The following is a 17512-nucleotide window of genomic DNA, read 5'->3' as shown; positions in this document are numbered from 1 at the left end:
TAACTATGATTGGCTATATTTCTTTTATAGTAATATCGTATTTGTTGGGTAATATTTCTAGCTCCTACTTTATCAGTAGGCTTGTTTTTAATACAGATATAAGAACTATGGGATCAAAAAATCCTGGAACTACAAATGCATTTAGAGTGTTTGGTAAAAGAGCCGGAATCTTAACTTTTATAGGTGATTTTTTGAAGGGAGCAATTGCTGTGCTAATTTCAGCATACCTTGCTAATAGATTTAATTTTGATGCTAATTTAGCGAGATATATCGCCGCAATTTCCGTGGTTTGTGGACATGATTGGCCGATATTTTTAAAGCTTAAAGGTGGGAAGGGTGTTGCAACGACGTATGGGGCTATGCTAGTGATTGCACCATTACAGACTGTTGCAAGTGGTTTGTTCTTTTTCATCTCGTTGTTTACAACAAAATATGTTTCGTTGTCGTCAATGTTGGCAATAATGCTATTTCCAATTTTGATGCTTACTGTAAAGGATTTGAGTGGACTATGGGTTTGCTTAATTCTTTCAGCAATGGTAGTATATAGACATAAATCAAATCTACTAAGATTGATAAACGGCACAGAACCTAAAGCTGGGTTAGGTTTTAAGAAAAAAAACACTGAGAGTGGTAAGTTATAAAATCTGCTAAATTTATAGAAGGAGATGTACTGAAATGAGAAAAGTTTGTGTTCTTGGAGCAGGCAGCTGGGGGACTGCTTTGTCGATGGTTTTAGAAAAGAATGGATATGATGTCTGCTTATGGACTAGAAGAGAAGAGCAGTGTGACGAAATTAATATAAGACATACGAATGAAAAATACCTGGATGGAATAGTATTAGGTAAAAAGATCAAATCCACAACGAATATTTTTGATGCCATAAAAGATGCAAAATTAATAGTTTTGGCAGTGCCTTCTCAAAAAATTAGAGAGATATGTAAAAAAATTTGTGGTGACATTGCTCGAGACCAAATAATTGTAAATGTGGCAAAGGGAATTGAATCAAAGACAGGAAAGAGAATTTCTGAAATTTGTTTGGAGGAAATGCCAAATAACAAATATTGTATGTTATCCGGTCCCTCTCACGCAGAGGAAGTATCAAGGAATATTCCGACTGCCGTAGTCGTAGCTGCAGATGAACTCGAAATATCACAGAGAGTTCAGGATTATTTTATGAATGAGTTTTTTAGGGTTTATACTAATGATGACTTGATTGGAGTTGAGCTGGCAGGGGCGACAAAAAATATTATCGCTTTTGGAGCAGGGATACTGGATGGTATAGAGTTTGGAGATAATTCCAAGGCGGCTTTGATGACGAGAGGGCTTACCGAAATAAGTAGATTTGGCGTGGCTCTAGGTGCCGATTTATCTACATTTTCAGGTCTTGCTGGCATAGGTGATTTAATTGTTACCTGTACGAGTATGCATTCTAGAAACAGGAGAGCTGGTATACTGATAGGCGAAGGCTTAACTGTTGAAGATACTGAGGAAAAAATCAATATGGTCGTTGAAGGTATAACAGCGACGAGAGCAGTTTTTAAAAAGGCAAGGCAGCTCAATATCGAGATGCCGATAACTGAATGCATTTATCGTGTATTAAATGGAGAAATTGATCCGAAAACAGGAGTTACGGAATTGATGACAAGGTCAAAAAAGCACGAAAATGAATTTATTTTCAAGCTTTAGCCCTAAAATTCAATAAAAAACTCTGATATATGAATTATTTTTCAAAATAATAGATACAAGAATAGAAGTTTTTGTTATAATATTATATATGTGAGTTTATGCTTATTTTCATTTTTGAAGAAAGTATAAAATATTAATAAACTATTGTGTGGTGATTGGATGAATAGCAATTTATTTGATAATATAGAGAATGTTAAATCAAAAATTGAAAATGCTTCAAAGAGAGTAGGCAGAGCTTCAAATGAAGTCTTACTACTAGCTGTGACAAAAACTGTTGATACTGATATCATCAATGAGGCTATATCTATGGGGATAGTAGCTGTGGGTGAGAATAAGCCTCAAGAGTTAACAAGAAAATTTGATGAAATTGGACCGATAGTTAAATGGCATCAGATAGGAAGCTTACAGACCAACAAAGTTAAATATATTATTGATAAGGTGGATTTGATTCATTCATTGGATAGATTTGCGTTGGCTGAAGAAATTGAAAAGAGGGCATCTGCTATTGATAGGGAAATAGAGTGTCTGGTTCAAGTCAATATTTCCGGAGAAGAGTCAAAGCATGGCTTACCAAAAGAAGAGGCAATAGATTTTATTAGAAGCTGTTCTGAAAAATATCATAGAATAAAGATAGTTGGTCTTATGACGATGGCACCATTTGATTCATCAGAAGCTGAGATTAGAGCGGTTTTTTCTGAGCTGAAAAAGCTATCACAAGATATTTTAGCTCTCGATTTTGAAAATGTCGAAATGAGAGAGCTGTCCATGGGAATGAGCAATGATTTTGAGATAGCTATCGAAGAAGGTGCGACAATCGTTAGAGTTGGATCGATGATTTTTGGAGATAGAAAATATTAGAGTTATTCATAAATAATACAATTTAAATTTAGAGATTAATTGCTGGGAGGTAAATTATGGCAGGTTTTAAGGATAGAATGGGAAAACTGAAAAATTGGATGATTATCGATGATGATAATACGGAAGAATATGAAGCCTATGATGATGGATATGATGAGTACGAAGAGTATGATGATGGGTATGATGATTATGATGAATCAGTAGATAGTTCGTATTCATCTGTTTCTGCGAGCTCGATATCAGAGTATCATGGTCACAATCAGATGAAGGTTGTCATCGTCGAACCTAAGCTTTATGATGATGCTGCTGTTATAGCTGATCATTTAAAAATGAAAAAGACTGTTATCGTAAACTTGGAAAAAATGACACAATCAGAAACAAAAAAATCTATTTTTAATTTTATGAATGGTGCTGTCTATGTATTAGATGGAAACATTCAAAGAGTAAATAAGTCAATTTTTATTTTGGCACCAAAAAATGTAGATGTTGATTCAAACATGAAAACAGAATTGGAAAGTAAGGCGACATTTCCTTGGCAGAAGTAAGTTGCGAGTAGATAGGGGACAAATAATATGGAAGTCTTAAAGATAGCACTTATAAAACTTATTGATATAATAATTTGGGTAGTTATTGCGAAATCAATATTATCTTGGTTTCCGGGAACACAGGATAGTAGGTTTTACAGAATATTAGACGATTTTACCAGTCCTATTGAAATTCCAGTGAGGAAAATATTTGGACGATTTATGACAGGACCACTAGATTTTACTCCAATGGTCGTGATAATCGTTCTAATGATAATATCTAGATTAGTGTATATGTTTCTATAGATAAGTGATAATTATGGATAAACAAAAAGTAACATCTTTTATCAGAGATGAGGACCTAAAGCTTAAGATGTATAATATCGTCGATTTGTGTAGCTTGGTTTCGAAAAAGCACATACCTAAAAACACAGACTTTCTGAATCCTTTTGAAGTGAAGACTGCAGTGTCTATAATTAATTCCGAGCCTGATTTGAAATATATTGTAGACGGTGGTTACTCTGGTTGTGAAAGAGCTATTATTCACATTTTTCCTTATTATTGCGATATAGATGATGTTGGTGCAGGGTTGCGCTTTTTAGAGATAAAAAATAACGACAAATTTGGATCTGCAAATCATAGAGACTATATGGGAGCTTTATTGAGCTTGGGGATAAGGCGAGAAAAAATAGGTGATATTTTAGTACATGAAAAATATTGTCAAATTGTTGTTGATGAAGAAATTTGTGATTTTTTATTATACAACTTTAAAAAAGTAAAAAAATCCAACGTTGATGTTAGAGAGATACATAGGGAATTAGTTGAAGCTCCTCAGCAAAATTACAAAGAGAGTTCAATTTCAGTTTCTTCGCTGAGAATTGATAGCATTGTTGCTTCTGCATATAACCTTTCGAGGAGTGAGTCTATTAAATTAGTCAATTCTGAATGGATTCAGGTAAACTATGAGAAGATTACTCAGCCGTCGTTTCAGGTCGAGGAGAACTCAATCGTATCTGTGAGGGGGTACGGAAAGTTTTTGATTAAAGAGCTTGGTGGAATTTCAAAAAAAGGAAAATTTAGATTATCAATTAGCAAGTATTTGTAAATTTTTATAGTTAGGAAGTGGTATATATGATAACACCCGATATTTTAGAAACAAAAGAATTTAAGAAAGGCTTTAGGGGATATAATGAAACAGAAGTAGATGAATTTCTTGATGAGGTAAAAGAGAGCTATGAAGTTATACTTAAAGAGAATGATGCTTTGAAAGAAAAGCTTGCCATGTATATGGATCAGCTGAGCAAGTATTCAAGTATTGAAGATACTTTAAAGGAAACTCTTATAACAGCTCAGAGTGCAGCTGAAGATACTACGAATGCAGCGAATAAGAAGGCAAGAATAATAGTTCAAGAAGCTGAGCTGCAGTCAAAGCAGATGATTGACAAGGCGAATAATAAGGTAGTTGAAATAAGAAATGAATATGAAGCTTTGGTAAAAGAGTTCAAAGTTTTTAGAATAAAATTCAAGTCGTTGTTGCAGGATGAAATCAAAAATGTAGATGATATTTTTAGTGATATAGAAATCGATGGAGACAGCTTTAACAGAGCTACTACACCTGTTACTTTTGAAGCGACTGGAACTATGAGAATGGAAGTTTTGGAAGATGTTCAGGAAAAAGAGGAAATTAATAATGTTTCTAGTGAATCGACATTAGTTATGGAGCAAGATGATGATGATGTGCCTAGCATGACAGGTTCACCTGAAGATATTTTCAACATAAAGTAGAATAATTCATTTGTCGTCAAGTTATAATTTTTGTGTATTTTTAAAATTTTTTGAAAATTTTAGAAAAATTTTATCAAAAATACTTGACGATTTTAATTTATTGCAATACAATATTATCTAACAAAAGAAAAAGCGATGACGAAGACAGTATCATATTTATAGTTTCGAGCGAGTCGGGTATGGTGTGAGCCGATAAATGATGAAATATGAGAATATCACTTCCGAGCAGAAGGCTGAAAATAATAGTAAGCCGACCGGGTAGTTCCGATATGGACTGAAGAGAGCCTATATTATTTATAGGAACTAGGGTGGTAACGCGATTTTAACTCGTCCCTTGCATATGCAAGGCGACGAGTTTTTTTATGAAAAAAGAGTTACTAGGATATATTTATTTTTAGAGAAGGAGAATCAATATGGAAAAAGAATTTGTGTTTGAGCCGCTTAGTGATTGTGGTATATCAAGAGCAGAAGAAGACACTCTTAAAAGGTGGAGAGAGGACAACATTTTAGAAAGAGTTTTGGAAAAAGGAAAGAATGATCCTACATACGTATTCTATGAAGGACCTCCAACAGCAAATGGTAACCCAGGTATTCATCATGTAATATCAAGAACTCTTAAAGACTGGGTTTGTAGATATAAAACTATGAGTGGTTATAAGGTTCCAAGAAAAGCAGGCTGGGATACTCATGGTCTACCTGTTGAATTGCAAGTAGAAAAAGAGTTAGGACTTTCTAGTAAGAAAGCGATAGAAGAATACGGAATAGAAGAATTTTGTACAAAATGTAGAGAATCTGTATTTACATATGAAAAGCAATGGCGTGAAATGACTGAGAGAATGGCTTATTCAGTTGATTTGGACGATCCATATATAACATTAGACAATGATTATATTGAATCTCTTTGGTGGATTCTAGATAAGTTTAATAAAGAAGGTCTGCTTTATGAAGGTCATAAGATACTTCCATACTGTCCAAGATGTGGGACTGGTCTTGCATCACATGAGGTAGCACAGGGATATAAGGAAGTAAAGAGCAATACTTTGGTAGCAAAGTTCAAAAAGAAAGGAACTGAAAATGAATACTTCCTTGCTTGGACGACAACTCCATGGACATTGCCTTCAAATGTGGCCTTGACAGTAAATGCCGATGTTGAATATCTAAGAGCAAAAAAGGGTGACGAAGTATATTATTTGGCAAAAGTATTGGCAGATAAGCACTTGGGTGAGGGTGAATATGAGATCCTAGAGGTCTTGAAAGGTAAGGATCTTGAATACATGGAATATGAACAGCTAATGCCATTTGTCGAAGTCGATGGTAAGGCATTTTATGTGACTTGTGCAGATTATGTAACTGTTACTGATGGTACTGGTATAGTTCACTCTGCACCAGCATTTGGTGAAGATGACTATAATATGGGTAGAGCATATTCACTTCCATTTGTTCAACCAGTTGATTCTGAAGGAAAATTTACTGCTACACCATGGCAAGGAAGATTTGTAATGGAGGACGGACTTGATATTGAAATAATAAAATACTTGGCTGGTGAAAATAAGCTTTTCTCAAAAGAAAAAGTAGAACATAATTATCCACACTGCTGGAGATGTGGAACTCCATTAGTATACTATGCTAATCCTGGCTGGTACTTAGAAATGACAAAGCTAAAGGACAAATTAATAGAGAACAATAACGGTGTGAATTGGTTCCCGGAATTTGTCGGTCAGGGTAGATTTGGAAACTGGCTTGAAGAATTAAAGGACTGGGCTCTTTCAAGATCAAGATATTGGGGTACTCCGCTTCCTGTTTGGAAATGTGAATGTGGCAAAATTGAAACGATTGGATCGAGAGCAGAATTGGCTGAAAAGGCAATAGAAGATGTAGATCCTGAAACAATAGAATTACATAGACCATACATAGATGAAGTTCATTTGACTTGTCCTGACTGCGGAAAGTCAATGTCAAGAATACCTGAGGTTGCGGACTGTTGGTTTGATTCTGGAGCAATGCCCTTTGCACAGTGGCATTATCCGTTTGAACACAAGGAAGATTTCGACAAATTGTTCCCGGCAGATTATATCTGTGAAGGTATAGATCAGACTAGAGGCTGGTTTTACTCATTACTTGCGGTATCGACATTTGTTACTGGAAAATCACCATACAAAAATGTACTTGTAACAGATCTTGTATTGGACAAAGATGGCAAGAAAATGTCTAAGTCAAAAGGAAATACAATAAATCCGTTTGAAATGTTTGATAAATATGGTGCAGACGCATTAAGATGGTATTTGTTATATGTTTCTCCACCATGGACTCCAATAAGGTTTGATGAGGATGGCTTGAAGGAAATTATGTCTAAGTTTATAGGAACGTTGAAGAATACATATAACTTTTTTACACTATATGCAAATACAGACAAGCTAAATCCTACTGATTTCTTTGTTGAGTATAAGGATAGACCTGAATTGGATAGGTGGATGCTTTCTAAATTCAATAACCTCGCAAAGGAAATTGAAGAATATCTAGAAGTATTTGATGTAAATAAGGCAATAAGAAGAATGACTGAATTTTTGAATGATGATTTGTCTAATTGGTATATAAGAAGATCTAGAAGAAGATTCTGGGGAACTGAATTAACAGAGGATAAGAAGTCTGTTTACAATACAACCTACGAAGTGTTAAATGGATTTGTAAGAATGGTGGCTCCATTTGCACCATACTTATCTGAAGAAATGTATAGGAAATTAACTGGAGAATATTCTGTACATTGTGCAGAATATCCAAAGAGTAATCCTGAATTAATTGATGCAGAATTAGAAGCAAAGATGGATTTAACAAAGAATTTGGTAACCTTAGGAAGATCTGCAAGAGAAAGCTCAAAAATCAAGGTTAGACAGCCAATAGCAGAAGTATTGATAGATGGTAAATATGAAAATACAATATCTGATTTGGTAGAATTGATAAAGGAAGAGCTTAATGTAAAAGAAGTAATGTTTGCAAAAAATCTTGATGAGTTTATGAATTTCTCATTAAAACCAAATTTTAAGGTTTTAGGACCAGTTTTGGGTAAGAATGTAAACGAATTTGCAAAAATTCTTTCATCACTTGATGCACACAGTGTAGTTAACAAGTTAGAAGCTGGAGAAACTGTTAAGGTTGAAGTTGCTGGAAAAGAGTTTGAATTTGACAAAGAACAGGTGTTAGTGAATATAGAATCTAAGGAAGGATTCAATGTTTCAATGGAAAACAACTTGTTCGTAATATTGGATACTACACTGACTGATGAGTTAATAAAAGAAGGACTTGCGAGAGAATGTGTATCCAAAGTTCAGCAGATGAGAAAAGCCAGTGGATTTGAAGTTCTTGATAATATTAAGATATACTATAATGGTGATAGTGAAGTGGAGTCTGCATTGAGAGCTTTCGAAGACTATATAAAGACAGAAACTCTTGCCGTATCAATAGAAAGAGTTGAATCTTCAGATTTAGAGGTTCAAAACTTAAATGATCATGACACAGGTTTAAGGGTTGAAAGGGTAAAATAAAAATATTTTCTCTTTTAGATATTAAATAAAGTTTAATTATTTAATTATAATATTGCTTACAAGAACAAAATAATAACAACAAGAAGCTGCTGACAATATTAGCACTGATACAATAACAACATTGATTGAAGTGGACTATTGATTCAGCATCTTTTTGTTTGTGCATATTTTTTTATTATTTAGTGAAAATTGTGTGGTATAATATTGATAAGTGGGAGGTGTTATTATGAATAGATTTATAAATATAGACTCAAATTTGGATTCACTAAAGCTGAAAAGCATGGAGAAGCATTTGTATGAAAATATTGGTGAAGATGAGTTTATAATTCCTAAGGCTATACCTTTTAAGGGGATAAATACTGATATGTTGTTGATAAAAGATAGCAGAATAGTTTTTATTAAATTTATGGACACCTCTGAAGAATTGTTTTATGTTCTTGACGAAGAAATAATAGAAATCATGAACGAAGAGTATAACCAGCTTGCTGAGAATATGAAAAAAAATTATCCACAAATAAATTTCAACTATATATTCGTTATGCCATATATTGATTTGATTGAAGAAAAGTACGATAGAGATGAATTTGTAGATTCTCATATTATTTTTGGTAAGTCTGCACGAGATGCTTTGCTATCATTTGATAGTATGGGTGAATATTTTTCAAAAGAGAATGATGAGGTTATTCTAACTATGTTTATTTATAAAGTATGTACGGAGTATTTCACATTCACAAATGGGTTGAACCTATCAAAAAATCTAAAAAAGCTATCGTTTTCTGACAGCAACTTAGATTATAAGATAGCTATGATGGATGATGAGCAAATTGTTGACGTATCTTCTGTAAATTATGGTAATCATTTGATACAGGGAGGATCAGGATCTGGGAAGAGCTCAATTATGCTTGGTAGAGTAATAAAATTATCAAAAATATATCCACACCATAAGTTTTTACTGTTGACTTATACGAAGCATCAGTATGTAAAATATAAGGAACAGCTAGAATTACTACAGGTGGATTCCGACAACATTGAAGTACACACGCTTAGCTCCTTTGTTTTTAAGCTGGCAAAGATTTATGAACTTGTTATCGACTATAATCTATTTAAGAGAAATTATGATAAGGCTTTTAGCAATATCATGAAGCAAATTAAAAACAGTATTAAAAATAAGAGAGTATTTAAAGGAATATTCGTGGACGAAGGTGAAAACTTTACTGAAGAGGAAATTGAGCTAGTTTATGAATTTCTTTATAAGACGAAGAGAATCTTCAATGTCAATTTCTGTAAGGCATATAATATAAACAATAATTTAAATATTTTCAAGTGCAGATTAAAGGTGCTGGATTTTGAAGATGAAAAAATATTAAACAACAACTATAGGCAATCAAAAGGCATTGTTGAATTTGTAAATAGATATTGTGAGAACGCAAATAACTTTATTGCAGATATAAGAGGTAATTTGGCAACCGATGTATTTACAAAAACTAATCCAGTATGGAGCTCGTCAAAAAAGGTTAATATTGTTAGAGTGGATGACTTGGATGATCAAATAAATTCAATAGTATGGGAGGTTCAGCATTTGGTAAATGATTTGGGCTATTCGTACAATGATATTGCAATAATTTTCCCTTACAATAAAAAGAAATTGAAAAATGGTAAGATAATTTATTTTCAGTATATGCTGAGGAAAAGCCTTGAGGATGCAAATATAGAATATATTTTACCAGACGAAGATATAACTGATATCACTATCAAGAGAGGAGTGACTATTTCAAATATATATTCAGTTAAAACACTATCCTTTAAAGCAGTTGTTGTTTGTGAGTTGGAAATGCTGTATAATCATTATGTGGATTTTGATAAGCATGATTATCAGGTAAATGATTTTGTAGGAGATTTAAATAAGGTTTACACAGCGATGACTAGGGCGGAGGAAGCTTTAAGTCTGATTGTGTCGTACACACCGGAAACAAGCCATATTATTAAGCTAATACATAGCAGTGAGCTGGATTTAAAATAATAAAGGAATATAAAAATAAAAGCACTAGTAGTCAAACTTAACATCGTAGTGTAGTTTGGCTACTAGTGCTTGTGTTATTTACGAGAAAAGGAAAAATGCAAATACAATTATTCCTAAGATTATTCTATATATACCAAATGCTTTAAAGTCGTGTTTCTTTATATAGCCCATAAAAAATTTGATGACTATAAGAGAAACTATAAAAGCAGTTAGAGACCCAATAAACATTATCAACCATTCAAATCCTGAAAAGGCGAATCCAGCCTTCACAAGTTTTAGTAAACTTGCTCCTAGCATAGTAGGTATTGCTAGAAAAAATGAGAATTCTGCAGCAATAAATCTCGACGTTCCCAAAAGCAAGGCTCCTATAATAGTTGAGCCAGATCTAGAGGTACCGGGAACTAGTGCTAATATTTGAAATACACCTATCAATAAAGCAGTTTTATATGATAAATTACTGAACTTTGTTATTATTGGTCTCTTATGTCTAGCTTCAATCCAAATCATTATTATACCATAAATAATTAAAGCGGCAGCAACGACTGTCGGCTTAAAAAAGACTGCATCAATTTTCTTTTCAAATAGTACACCAATCACACCAGAGGGTATAACGGCTATTAAAACCTTAATCCATAAATCCCAGGTTGCTTTTTTTGCTTTTTTACTTTTGCTACTAGAAAATGGGTTAAGCTTATCGAGGTAAAGTAAAATAACTGCAAGTATTGAACCAAATTGAATTACTACCAAAAATGTATCAACAAATTTCTTATTTCCCGCTAGATGAAGAAATTGATCTACTAGTATCATATGTCCTGTACTACTGACAGGTAACCATTCTGTAATACCCTGGATTACGCCGAGTATTATCGCTTTCAAAATTTCTAACAATGTTTTCCCTCCAATTCAAATTTTCATATTAAAGTATAATATAACATAAAAGAAAGATATTATCAACTTAAATGAACATAATTTCACAAAATAAATGTTTAGAACTAACTTTTCATTTGTTATTAATATATCTTATTTATTAGTAAAACTATTAATAATTAAGTTATTATAAAAAAGAATGAGATAAATATATTAATAAAATTTTTAAAATTTACAATATACATATTGTAAAAAAATCATTTTTATATTATACTAATATACAGAATAATCAGGGAGGTAAATATGTATACTGATGTTGATACTACTATTTCATTTTTGGTAAAATCATTACCAACAATCTACAACAATTTTTACTTGGAGTACATCAAACAATTTATTCAAGGCAAAGACATTAACAAAACTCAAATTAGAGCAATTACCTTTATTTATAACTACGGTTCGATAAGCATGACTAATTTATGTAGTATGCTCAATATCGAAAAAGGTAGTCTGACGAGTATGATTGACGATTTATCAGATAAGGGATATTTGTTAAGAATTAGAGATAAAAAGGACAGACGAAAGTTCAATATTGCGTTGACTAGAAAAGGCGAATTGCTTTCTGAAGATTTTATCGAACTATTGAAGGAATCATTGGAAGAACGAATTAGAAAAATAGATATTGATGATCTTGATTCTTTTATTGACTCTTTAAAAAATATTATGGGGGTTATGGAAAAATTTGAAAAAGATGAACAGTAAGCTTACGTTTTCTATGATTCAAAATAAGCTGACCATTAATACGAAAGATATTGATGATCAGCTTTTTGATATAATAAATGATTTTTTATTTCAATTTTTTTATTGTTATTTATTTCCAGCAGCTTTATAAGCTTCAAGACCTAATCTCAAGCACTCAGCAGATGCTTTTAAATCGTCACAATTTAAGATATATGCAAGTCTAACTTCATCCTTACCAAGTCCTGGAGTAGCGTAGAAGTTTTCAGCAGGAGTAGCCATTGTAGTAGCTCCATTGTGTCTGAATTCCTTCAACATGAAGATAACAAAATCTTCAGCATTTTCAACTGGAAGCTTAACCACCATGTAGAATGCACCTGTAGGTTTTTCGCAAACTACACCAGGTATTTTCATTATTTCTTCATATAAAGTATCTCTTCTCTTGCAGTATTCTTTGTTTACTTCTTCTAAATAAGATTTAGGTGTTTTGTATAGCTCAGCAGCACCAATCATTTCTAGAGTTGGAACGCAAAGTCTTCCTTGGCAAAGCTTCAATACTTGAGCTATAAACTCTTTATTTTTTGAAGCCAAGGATCCGATTCTAGCACCACATGCAGAGTATCTTTTTGAAACAGAGTCTACAATTATTACTCTGTCCGCAACGTTTTCTAAGTTTCCGAAGCTAGTGTATTTTAATCCATCATAAACGAATTCTCTATAAACTTCATCAGAAATTATCCATAGGTCTTTTTCTATAGCAACTTCAGCTAACATCTGCATTTCTTCGATTGTATATATAGCACCTGTTGGATTTCCAGGATTTGAAATCAATATTGCTCTTGTGTTTTCGTCAAGTGAAGCAAGAACTTTTTCCTTTGATGGAAGGTGGAATCCTTCTTCAGCCTTTGTAGTTATTGGTTTTATCTCAACGTCAACGCTAGTGGCAAAGCCATTGTAGTTAGTGTAGAAAGGTTCTGGAACTAATATATTTTCTCCAGGGTTACATAAAGTCATCATAGCGAATAATAATGCTTCAGAACCACCGTTTGTAATCAGTATTTCGCCTGGTTCATAGTTTATATCGTAGCCTCTATAGTACTCGATCATAGCATTTACTAACTCATCAGAACCTACTGAATCGGCATATTCTAGAACAGATTCGTCGAAATCTCTGACAGCATTCATAAATCCTTCTGGAGTCTTTATATCAGGCTGACCGATATTTAAGTGATATACTTTAACCCCGTCTTTCTTTGCTGCTGTAGCAAATGGTACAAGCTTTCTTACTGGTGAAGCTTGCATTGAACCTACTCTGTTTGAAAATTTCATTTCATACCTCCATAAATTAACATTTTGAAAATAGTAAAGAAAAAAATAAAAAACGTTTTTCCTTTATATTTTATAATATAGCACATTTTTTTATAAAAATAAATATTAAATAAATAAAAAACAATTGATTTTTTTAGTATATTAATAAGTGATAATAGCTCAATACAGCTAAATGCTTAATTATTACAAGAATTCTGATAAATCAAAAAAATTTTTTAAAAAAATCTACATAATTTAGATTAAAAGCTGTAAAGTATGTTAATATATATATCATAGTAATAAATAATAGATTTGTATTTATTGTAGGAGTTTTATTATGAAAGAAATTAGAAAAGATGTAATGACAGGGGATATAGCTATTTATTCGACAACGAGAAATAATAGACCACACGACAAAGTGAAGATAAATGCAGCTTTTGAAGCAACAGAAGAGGAGTATGTTGAAGGCTGTCCTTTTTGTAGAGGAAATGAGTCTTGGTGTGGTATTCCAAAGGGCGAGATTATAAAAAATGGAAAATGGGTAGCTAGGTCAGTAGGTAATAAATTTCCAATCGTGGATATGACAACAAAAGATATTTTTGGTCAACATGAAGTTTTGATTGAAACACATAGACACAACGGCAGCTTTTATAACATGAGTGATGAAGAGCTTTGCGATTTTTTTAGTCTATTAGTATCAAGATATAAGGAGCTTAAAAACCTAGATGACATTAAATATGTCAACATTTTCAAAAATTCGCAAAAAAACTCTGGAGCATCGCTTTTGCATCCTCATACTCAGATTATATCATTTAATATAATTCCACCAGAGGTTCAAAAGGAGCTTGATATTGCGGAGAATTACTATACTAGAAACAATGAGTCACTATACGATAATATCGTAAATGAAGAGCTAGAGTATGAGAACAGAGTTGTATTTGATGGAAAATACTTTATAGTATTTGTTCCATATGCAACTAGATATAGTGGTGAAATAAGAATAGTGCAAAAAGACAAAAACAATTTTGATGAATTGTCTGGAATTTATATTGATGAGCTATCATTTATAATTGGCAATTTATTTAGAAATTGGGGAAAATATCAAGGTGAAATACCATTTAATATGATCATACATACTTGTCCAGTTGGCGAAAAGTATAGAGCTGTATACAGAACGCACTTTCATATAATACCGAGAATATATAATTTCGGTGGATTTGAGCTGAGCTCAAATATTTTTGTTTGTAGCTCAGATCCAAATGAGCTGGCAAAAGAATTAAGGTTTAATTCTAAAAAATAATTAAAGGGTAAAAGGAGAAAAATTATGAAATTTATTTCGTGGAATGTAAATGGGATAAGAGCTGCTTTGCAAAAGGGATTTTTGGAATATTTTAAGGATATTGATGCAGATATATTTGCCATTCAAGAAACTAAGTGTCAAGAAGGTCAGGTTGAGCTTGAAATAGAAGGCTATTATCAATATTGGAACTATGCAAAGAAAAAGGGATATTCAGGAACTGCGATATTTACAAAAAAAGAACCATTAACAGTATCCTATGGAATTGGAATTGAGGAACACGATCAGGAGGGCAGGGTTATTACTTGTGAATTTGATGATTATTACTTCATAACAGTATACACACCAAATTCTCAAACAGAACTGAAAAGGCTAGATTATAGAATGAAGTGGGAGCTTGATTTTAGGAATTACCTTTTAGGCTTAAATAAAAATAAACCAGTGATAGTATGTGGGGATCTAAATGTTGCCCACAAAGAGATTGATTTAAAAAATCCAAAAAACAATAGAAAAAATGCCGGATTTACTGATGAGGAGAGAGAGAAATTTACAGAGTTTTTGGAAAGTGGCTTCATTGATACATATAGACACTTTTATCCAGATGCTGAAGGTGAATACTCTTGGTGGTCTTATAGGTTTAATGCTAGGAAAAACAATGCAGGGTGGAGAATTGATTATTTCTGTACTTCGAAAGATTTCGAAGATAGATTATTGGATGCTAAAATTCACAATGATGTTATGGGGTCAGATCATTGCCCAGTAGAATTGAAAATAAAGTAGTGTTTGTATTATTGAAGCAAAATTCATAAAAATATTACGATAATATCTATATTTTTATTGAAAATTGATTAGTAATGTTATATAATAAATAGAAAAAATATGTATGCGAATAAAAAATATTTTTTTGAAAAAATAATTCGCATTTCAGGAGGTTAGTATGTCGGAGTTATTATATTACATAAAAAAGAACGAACATTCGTCTGATGCTCTAGAAAGGATTCTTAGTGACAACAAAAATATTAAATTTGTTTCTCTTATGGGTGTCGATTTGGGGGGGCATGCGACTGATGAAAAAATTCCAGTTAGCTTATTTCTAGACGACATTGATTCTTTTTTAAATTCTAGTATTCAAACGGATGGCTCTTCTGTTGAGCTGCATGATATAGCAACATTAAACAATGCCAAGGTAGATTTAATGGCGGACAAAGATGCGACATGGTTTGTTGACTATAATCACAATTTCTATGATGAAGAAACGGAGAAACCGATCGGAACCTTAAAGATTCCAGCATTCCTTATTCACGATAACAAAAAAGTTTGTTCTAGAGCTACGTTGAAGAGGGCTGAGGAGCATTTCAAGCAAAGCATCCTAGATATTATCAACAAATATCCTCAGGTTTTAGATAACACAGATATAAATTCTCCTGAAGAAATAGAAGAAATAGGGCTGACATCTGCTACAGAGCTGGAATTTTGGGTTAATACTCCAGAAGATAAAGCAGATTTGGAAAAATTGTTCGTTTCTCAAAGTCTAAAAGAGCAGTACTGGAAGAGAACCCATGGTATAATCAGAACTTGCTTGGAAATGTGTTTAATTGAGCTTGAAAGATACGGACTTGAACCTGAGATGGCTCATAAGGAGGTAGGTGGTATACATAGCTCAATTAACAATGAAGGATCGACAAATCATGCAATGGAGCAGCTTGAGATTTCATGGAAGTTCAATACGCCTTTACAGGCAGCGGATAACGAGTTGTTAGTTAGAGAGGTAGTATATGATATATTTGAATCACATGGACTTGAGGTTAGTTTTAAAGCAAAGCCAATTCATGGAGTAGCAGGAAGTGGAGCACATGCTCATGTTGGAGTTAGTGCAAAGCTAAAAAATGGTAAAATTGTAAACCTATTTGCTCCCAAGAATCTTAGAGACGATTATTTGAGTCCAATCGGATATGGGGCATTAATGGGTATATTAAAGAATTATGAGGTTTTGGCTCCAATTGTAACAAATACGAATGATGGATTTAACAGACTAGTTCCTGGATTTGAAGCACCTGTTTGTACTGTTACATCTTTGGGACATTCATATGAGATACCATCAAGAAATAGATCAGTACTGGTAGGATTAATCAGGGATATTGAAAATCCGAAGACCTTGAGATTTGAATTGAGGTCTCCAAATCCTCAGTCGAACAAGTACCTTGTAATATCAGGTTGCTATCAAACTATGTTGGATGGTATTTTGGCAGTAGTGGAAAATGGAAAATTCGATACAAAGGAATTGGAAAAGGAAATATCAAAGTCAGAGGAAGAAATAGGTTTTTATCTTGAAAAGGGAAGAAAGTATAGAGATGAAAACAATGTATTTGAATTCTACACATTGGAAGAAAGAAACAAAATGTTCGGTATTCCACCAGCAACCGTATATGAAGCGATGTTAAATTTTGAGAACTATCCAGAAAAGCTAAAGGTATTGACTTGTGGAGATGTGTTTACAGAGAGTATCTTAAATTCTTTCAGGGCCGGATCTCTTGATAAATGGAAAAAGAAGCTTTCTTCAAGAATAATTGATAGAAATATTAGACTGCTTAGAACCTTCGTAAAGCTTCATACAAGTGAAAATATGGATGCATTGGATGAGGTAATGTGGGATTCAATTGTTCAGATTAAATTTGATTTGATGAAGAACACGTTAAAAGGTCCTTCAATATATGGTATGATAAAAAATGCTATAGATCTTGGCAACTATAAGGAAGCATCGGATTTGCAGATAATTGCGAAGTCAAAAATGGAAGAAATACAGCAGCTATATGTAAATTATAGAAAAAATATCTATTAAAAAATTAAGATATAAAAAAGTACAGAAACAAAAAATATATAAAACTGAATT

At 32.8% G+C, this 17512-nt stretch carries 15 protein-coding genes and 1 other annotated feature; of the genes, 13 read left to right on the top strand and 2 right to left on the bottom strand.

Translation table 11 applies throughout. The annotated features are described in order from the left end of the window. Positions 1-5: 5 nt before the first annotated feature. The 9 genes from plsY to BM120_RS00490 all read left to right on the top strand — a co-directional run bounded on the left by plsY (position 6) and on the right by BM120_RS00490 (position 10412). Positions 6-641 (top strand): glycerol-3-phosphate 1-O-acyltransferase PlsY, encoded by a 636-nt coding sequence (gene plsY, locus BM120_RS00530; protein WP_091992547.1) that lies wholly within the window; start codon positions 6-8, stop codon positions 639-641. 34 nt (positions 642-675) lie between these two features. Then, positions 676-1686, top strand: a complete 1011-nt coding sequence (locus tag BM120_RS00525) for an NAD(P)H-dependent glycerol-3-phosphate dehydrogenase (protein ID WP_091992546.1) — start codon at positions 676-678, stop codon at positions 1684-1686. 159 nt (positions 1687-1845) lie between these two features. Then, positions 1846-2544, top strand: a complete 699-nt coding sequence (locus BM120_RS00520; RefSeq protein WP_091992545.1) for a YggS family pyridoxal phosphate-dependent enzyme — start codon at positions 1846-1848, stop codon at positions 2542-2544. A 56-nt stretch (positions 2545-2600) separates the two neighbouring features. Continuing rightward, positions 2601-3089, top strand: a complete 489-nt coding sequence (locus BM120_RS00515) for a cell division protein SepF (RefSeq protein WP_091992544.1) — start codon at positions 2601-2603, stop codon at positions 3087-3089. A gap of 27 nt (positions 3090-3116) precedes the next feature. Beyond that, positions 3117-3374 carry a YggT family protein gene (locus BM120_RS00510; protein WP_091992543.1) on the top strand — a complete coding sequence of 86 codons (258 nt, stop codon included), beginning with the start codon at positions 3117-3119 and terminating at the stop codon, positions 3372-3374. Positions 3375-3387: 13 nt separating this feature from the next. Next, positions 3388-4173, top strand: coding sequence for a YlmH family RNA-binding protein (locus BM120_RS00505; protein ID WP_091992542.1), 786 nt, complete (start codon positions 3388-3390; stop codon positions 4171-4173). Between the two features lie 26 nt (positions 4174-4199). Continuing rightward, positions 4200-4853 (top strand): DivIVA domain-containing protein, encoded by a 654-nt coding sequence (locus BM120_RS00500; RefSeq protein WP_091992541.1) that lies wholly within the window; start codon positions 4200-4202, stop codon positions 4851-4853. A gap of 126 nt (positions 4854-4979) precedes the next feature. Beyond that, positions 4980-5191, top strand: a binding site (T-box leader). Positions 5192-5266: 75 nt separating this feature from the next. After that, positions 5267-8392, top strand: a complete 3126-nt coding sequence (gene ileS, locus BM120_RS00495; RefSeq protein ID WP_091992540.1) for an isoleucine--tRNA ligase — start codon at positions 5267-5269, stop codon at positions 8390-8392. Positions 8393-8618: 226 nt separating this feature from the next. Further along, complete coding sequence (locus BM120_RS00490) at positions 8619-10412, top strand: UvrD-helicase domain-containing protein (RefSeq protein WP_091992539.1); 1794 nt, start codon at positions 8619-8621, stop codon at positions 10410-10412. 78 nt (positions 10413-10490) lie between these two features. Here the strand turns inward: BM120_RS00490 and BM120_RS00485 are convergent, their stop codons facing one another. Continuing rightward, positions 10491-11300, bottom strand: a complete 810-nt coding sequence (locus BM120_RS00485) for an undecaprenyl-diphosphate phosphatase (RefSeq protein ID WP_091992538.1) — start codon at positions 11298-11300, stop codon at positions 10491-10493. 282 nt (positions 11301-11582) lie between these two features. On the opposite strand from BM120_RS00485, the gene BM120_RS00480 reads away from it, so the two are divergent. Then, positions 11583-12041 (top strand): MarR family winged helix-turn-helix transcriptional regulator, encoded by a 459-nt coding sequence (locus tag BM120_RS00480; protein ID WP_091992537.1) that lies wholly within the window; start codon positions 11583-11585, stop codon positions 12039-12041. Between the two features lie 105 nt (positions 12042-12146). Here BM120_RS00480 and BM120_RS00475 read toward each other — a convergent pair whose 3' ends face one another. Beyond that, on the bottom strand, positions 12147-13346 hold the full coding sequence (locus BM120_RS00475; protein ID WP_091992536.1) for a pyridoxal phosphate-dependent aminotransferase: 1200 nt from the start codon (positions 13344-13346) through the stop codon (positions 12147-12149). Positions 13347-13662: 316 nt separating this feature from the next. Here BM120_RS00475 and BM120_RS00470 point away from each other — a divergent pair, with 316 nt between their 5' ends. From BM120_RS00470 to BM120_RS00460, 3 genes are all read left to right on the top strand, one after another. Beyond that, positions 13663-14625 carry a galactose-1-phosphate uridylyltransferase gene (locus tag BM120_RS00470; protein WP_091992535.1) on the top strand — a complete coding sequence of 321 codons (963 nt, stop codon included), beginning with the start codon at positions 13663-13665 and terminating at the stop codon, positions 14623-14625. Between the two features lie 24 nt (positions 14626-14649). Next, complete coding sequence (locus BM120_RS00465; RefSeq protein ID WP_091992534.1) at positions 14650-15402, top strand: exodeoxyribonuclease III; 753 nt, start codon at positions 14650-14652, stop codon at positions 15400-15402. Between the two features lie 157 nt (positions 15403-15559). Then, a complete protein-coding gene (locus BM120_RS00460) occupies positions 15560-17461 on the top strand; it encodes a type I glutamate--ammonia ligase (RefSeq protein WP_091992533.1) in 1902 nt (633 codons plus the stop codon). Positions 17462-17512 lie beyond the last annotated feature (51 nt).

Origin of the sequence: Peptostreptococcus sp. D1 (assembly GCF_900112955.1) — a bacterium.
In the GTDB taxonomy this organism is placed as follows: Bacteria; Bacillota; Clostridia; order Peptostreptococcales; family Peptostreptococcaceae; genus Peptostreptococcus.
The sequence above is the reverse complement of the archived record's forward strand: the minus strand, read 5'-3'. Positions and strand labels throughout refer to the sequence as shown.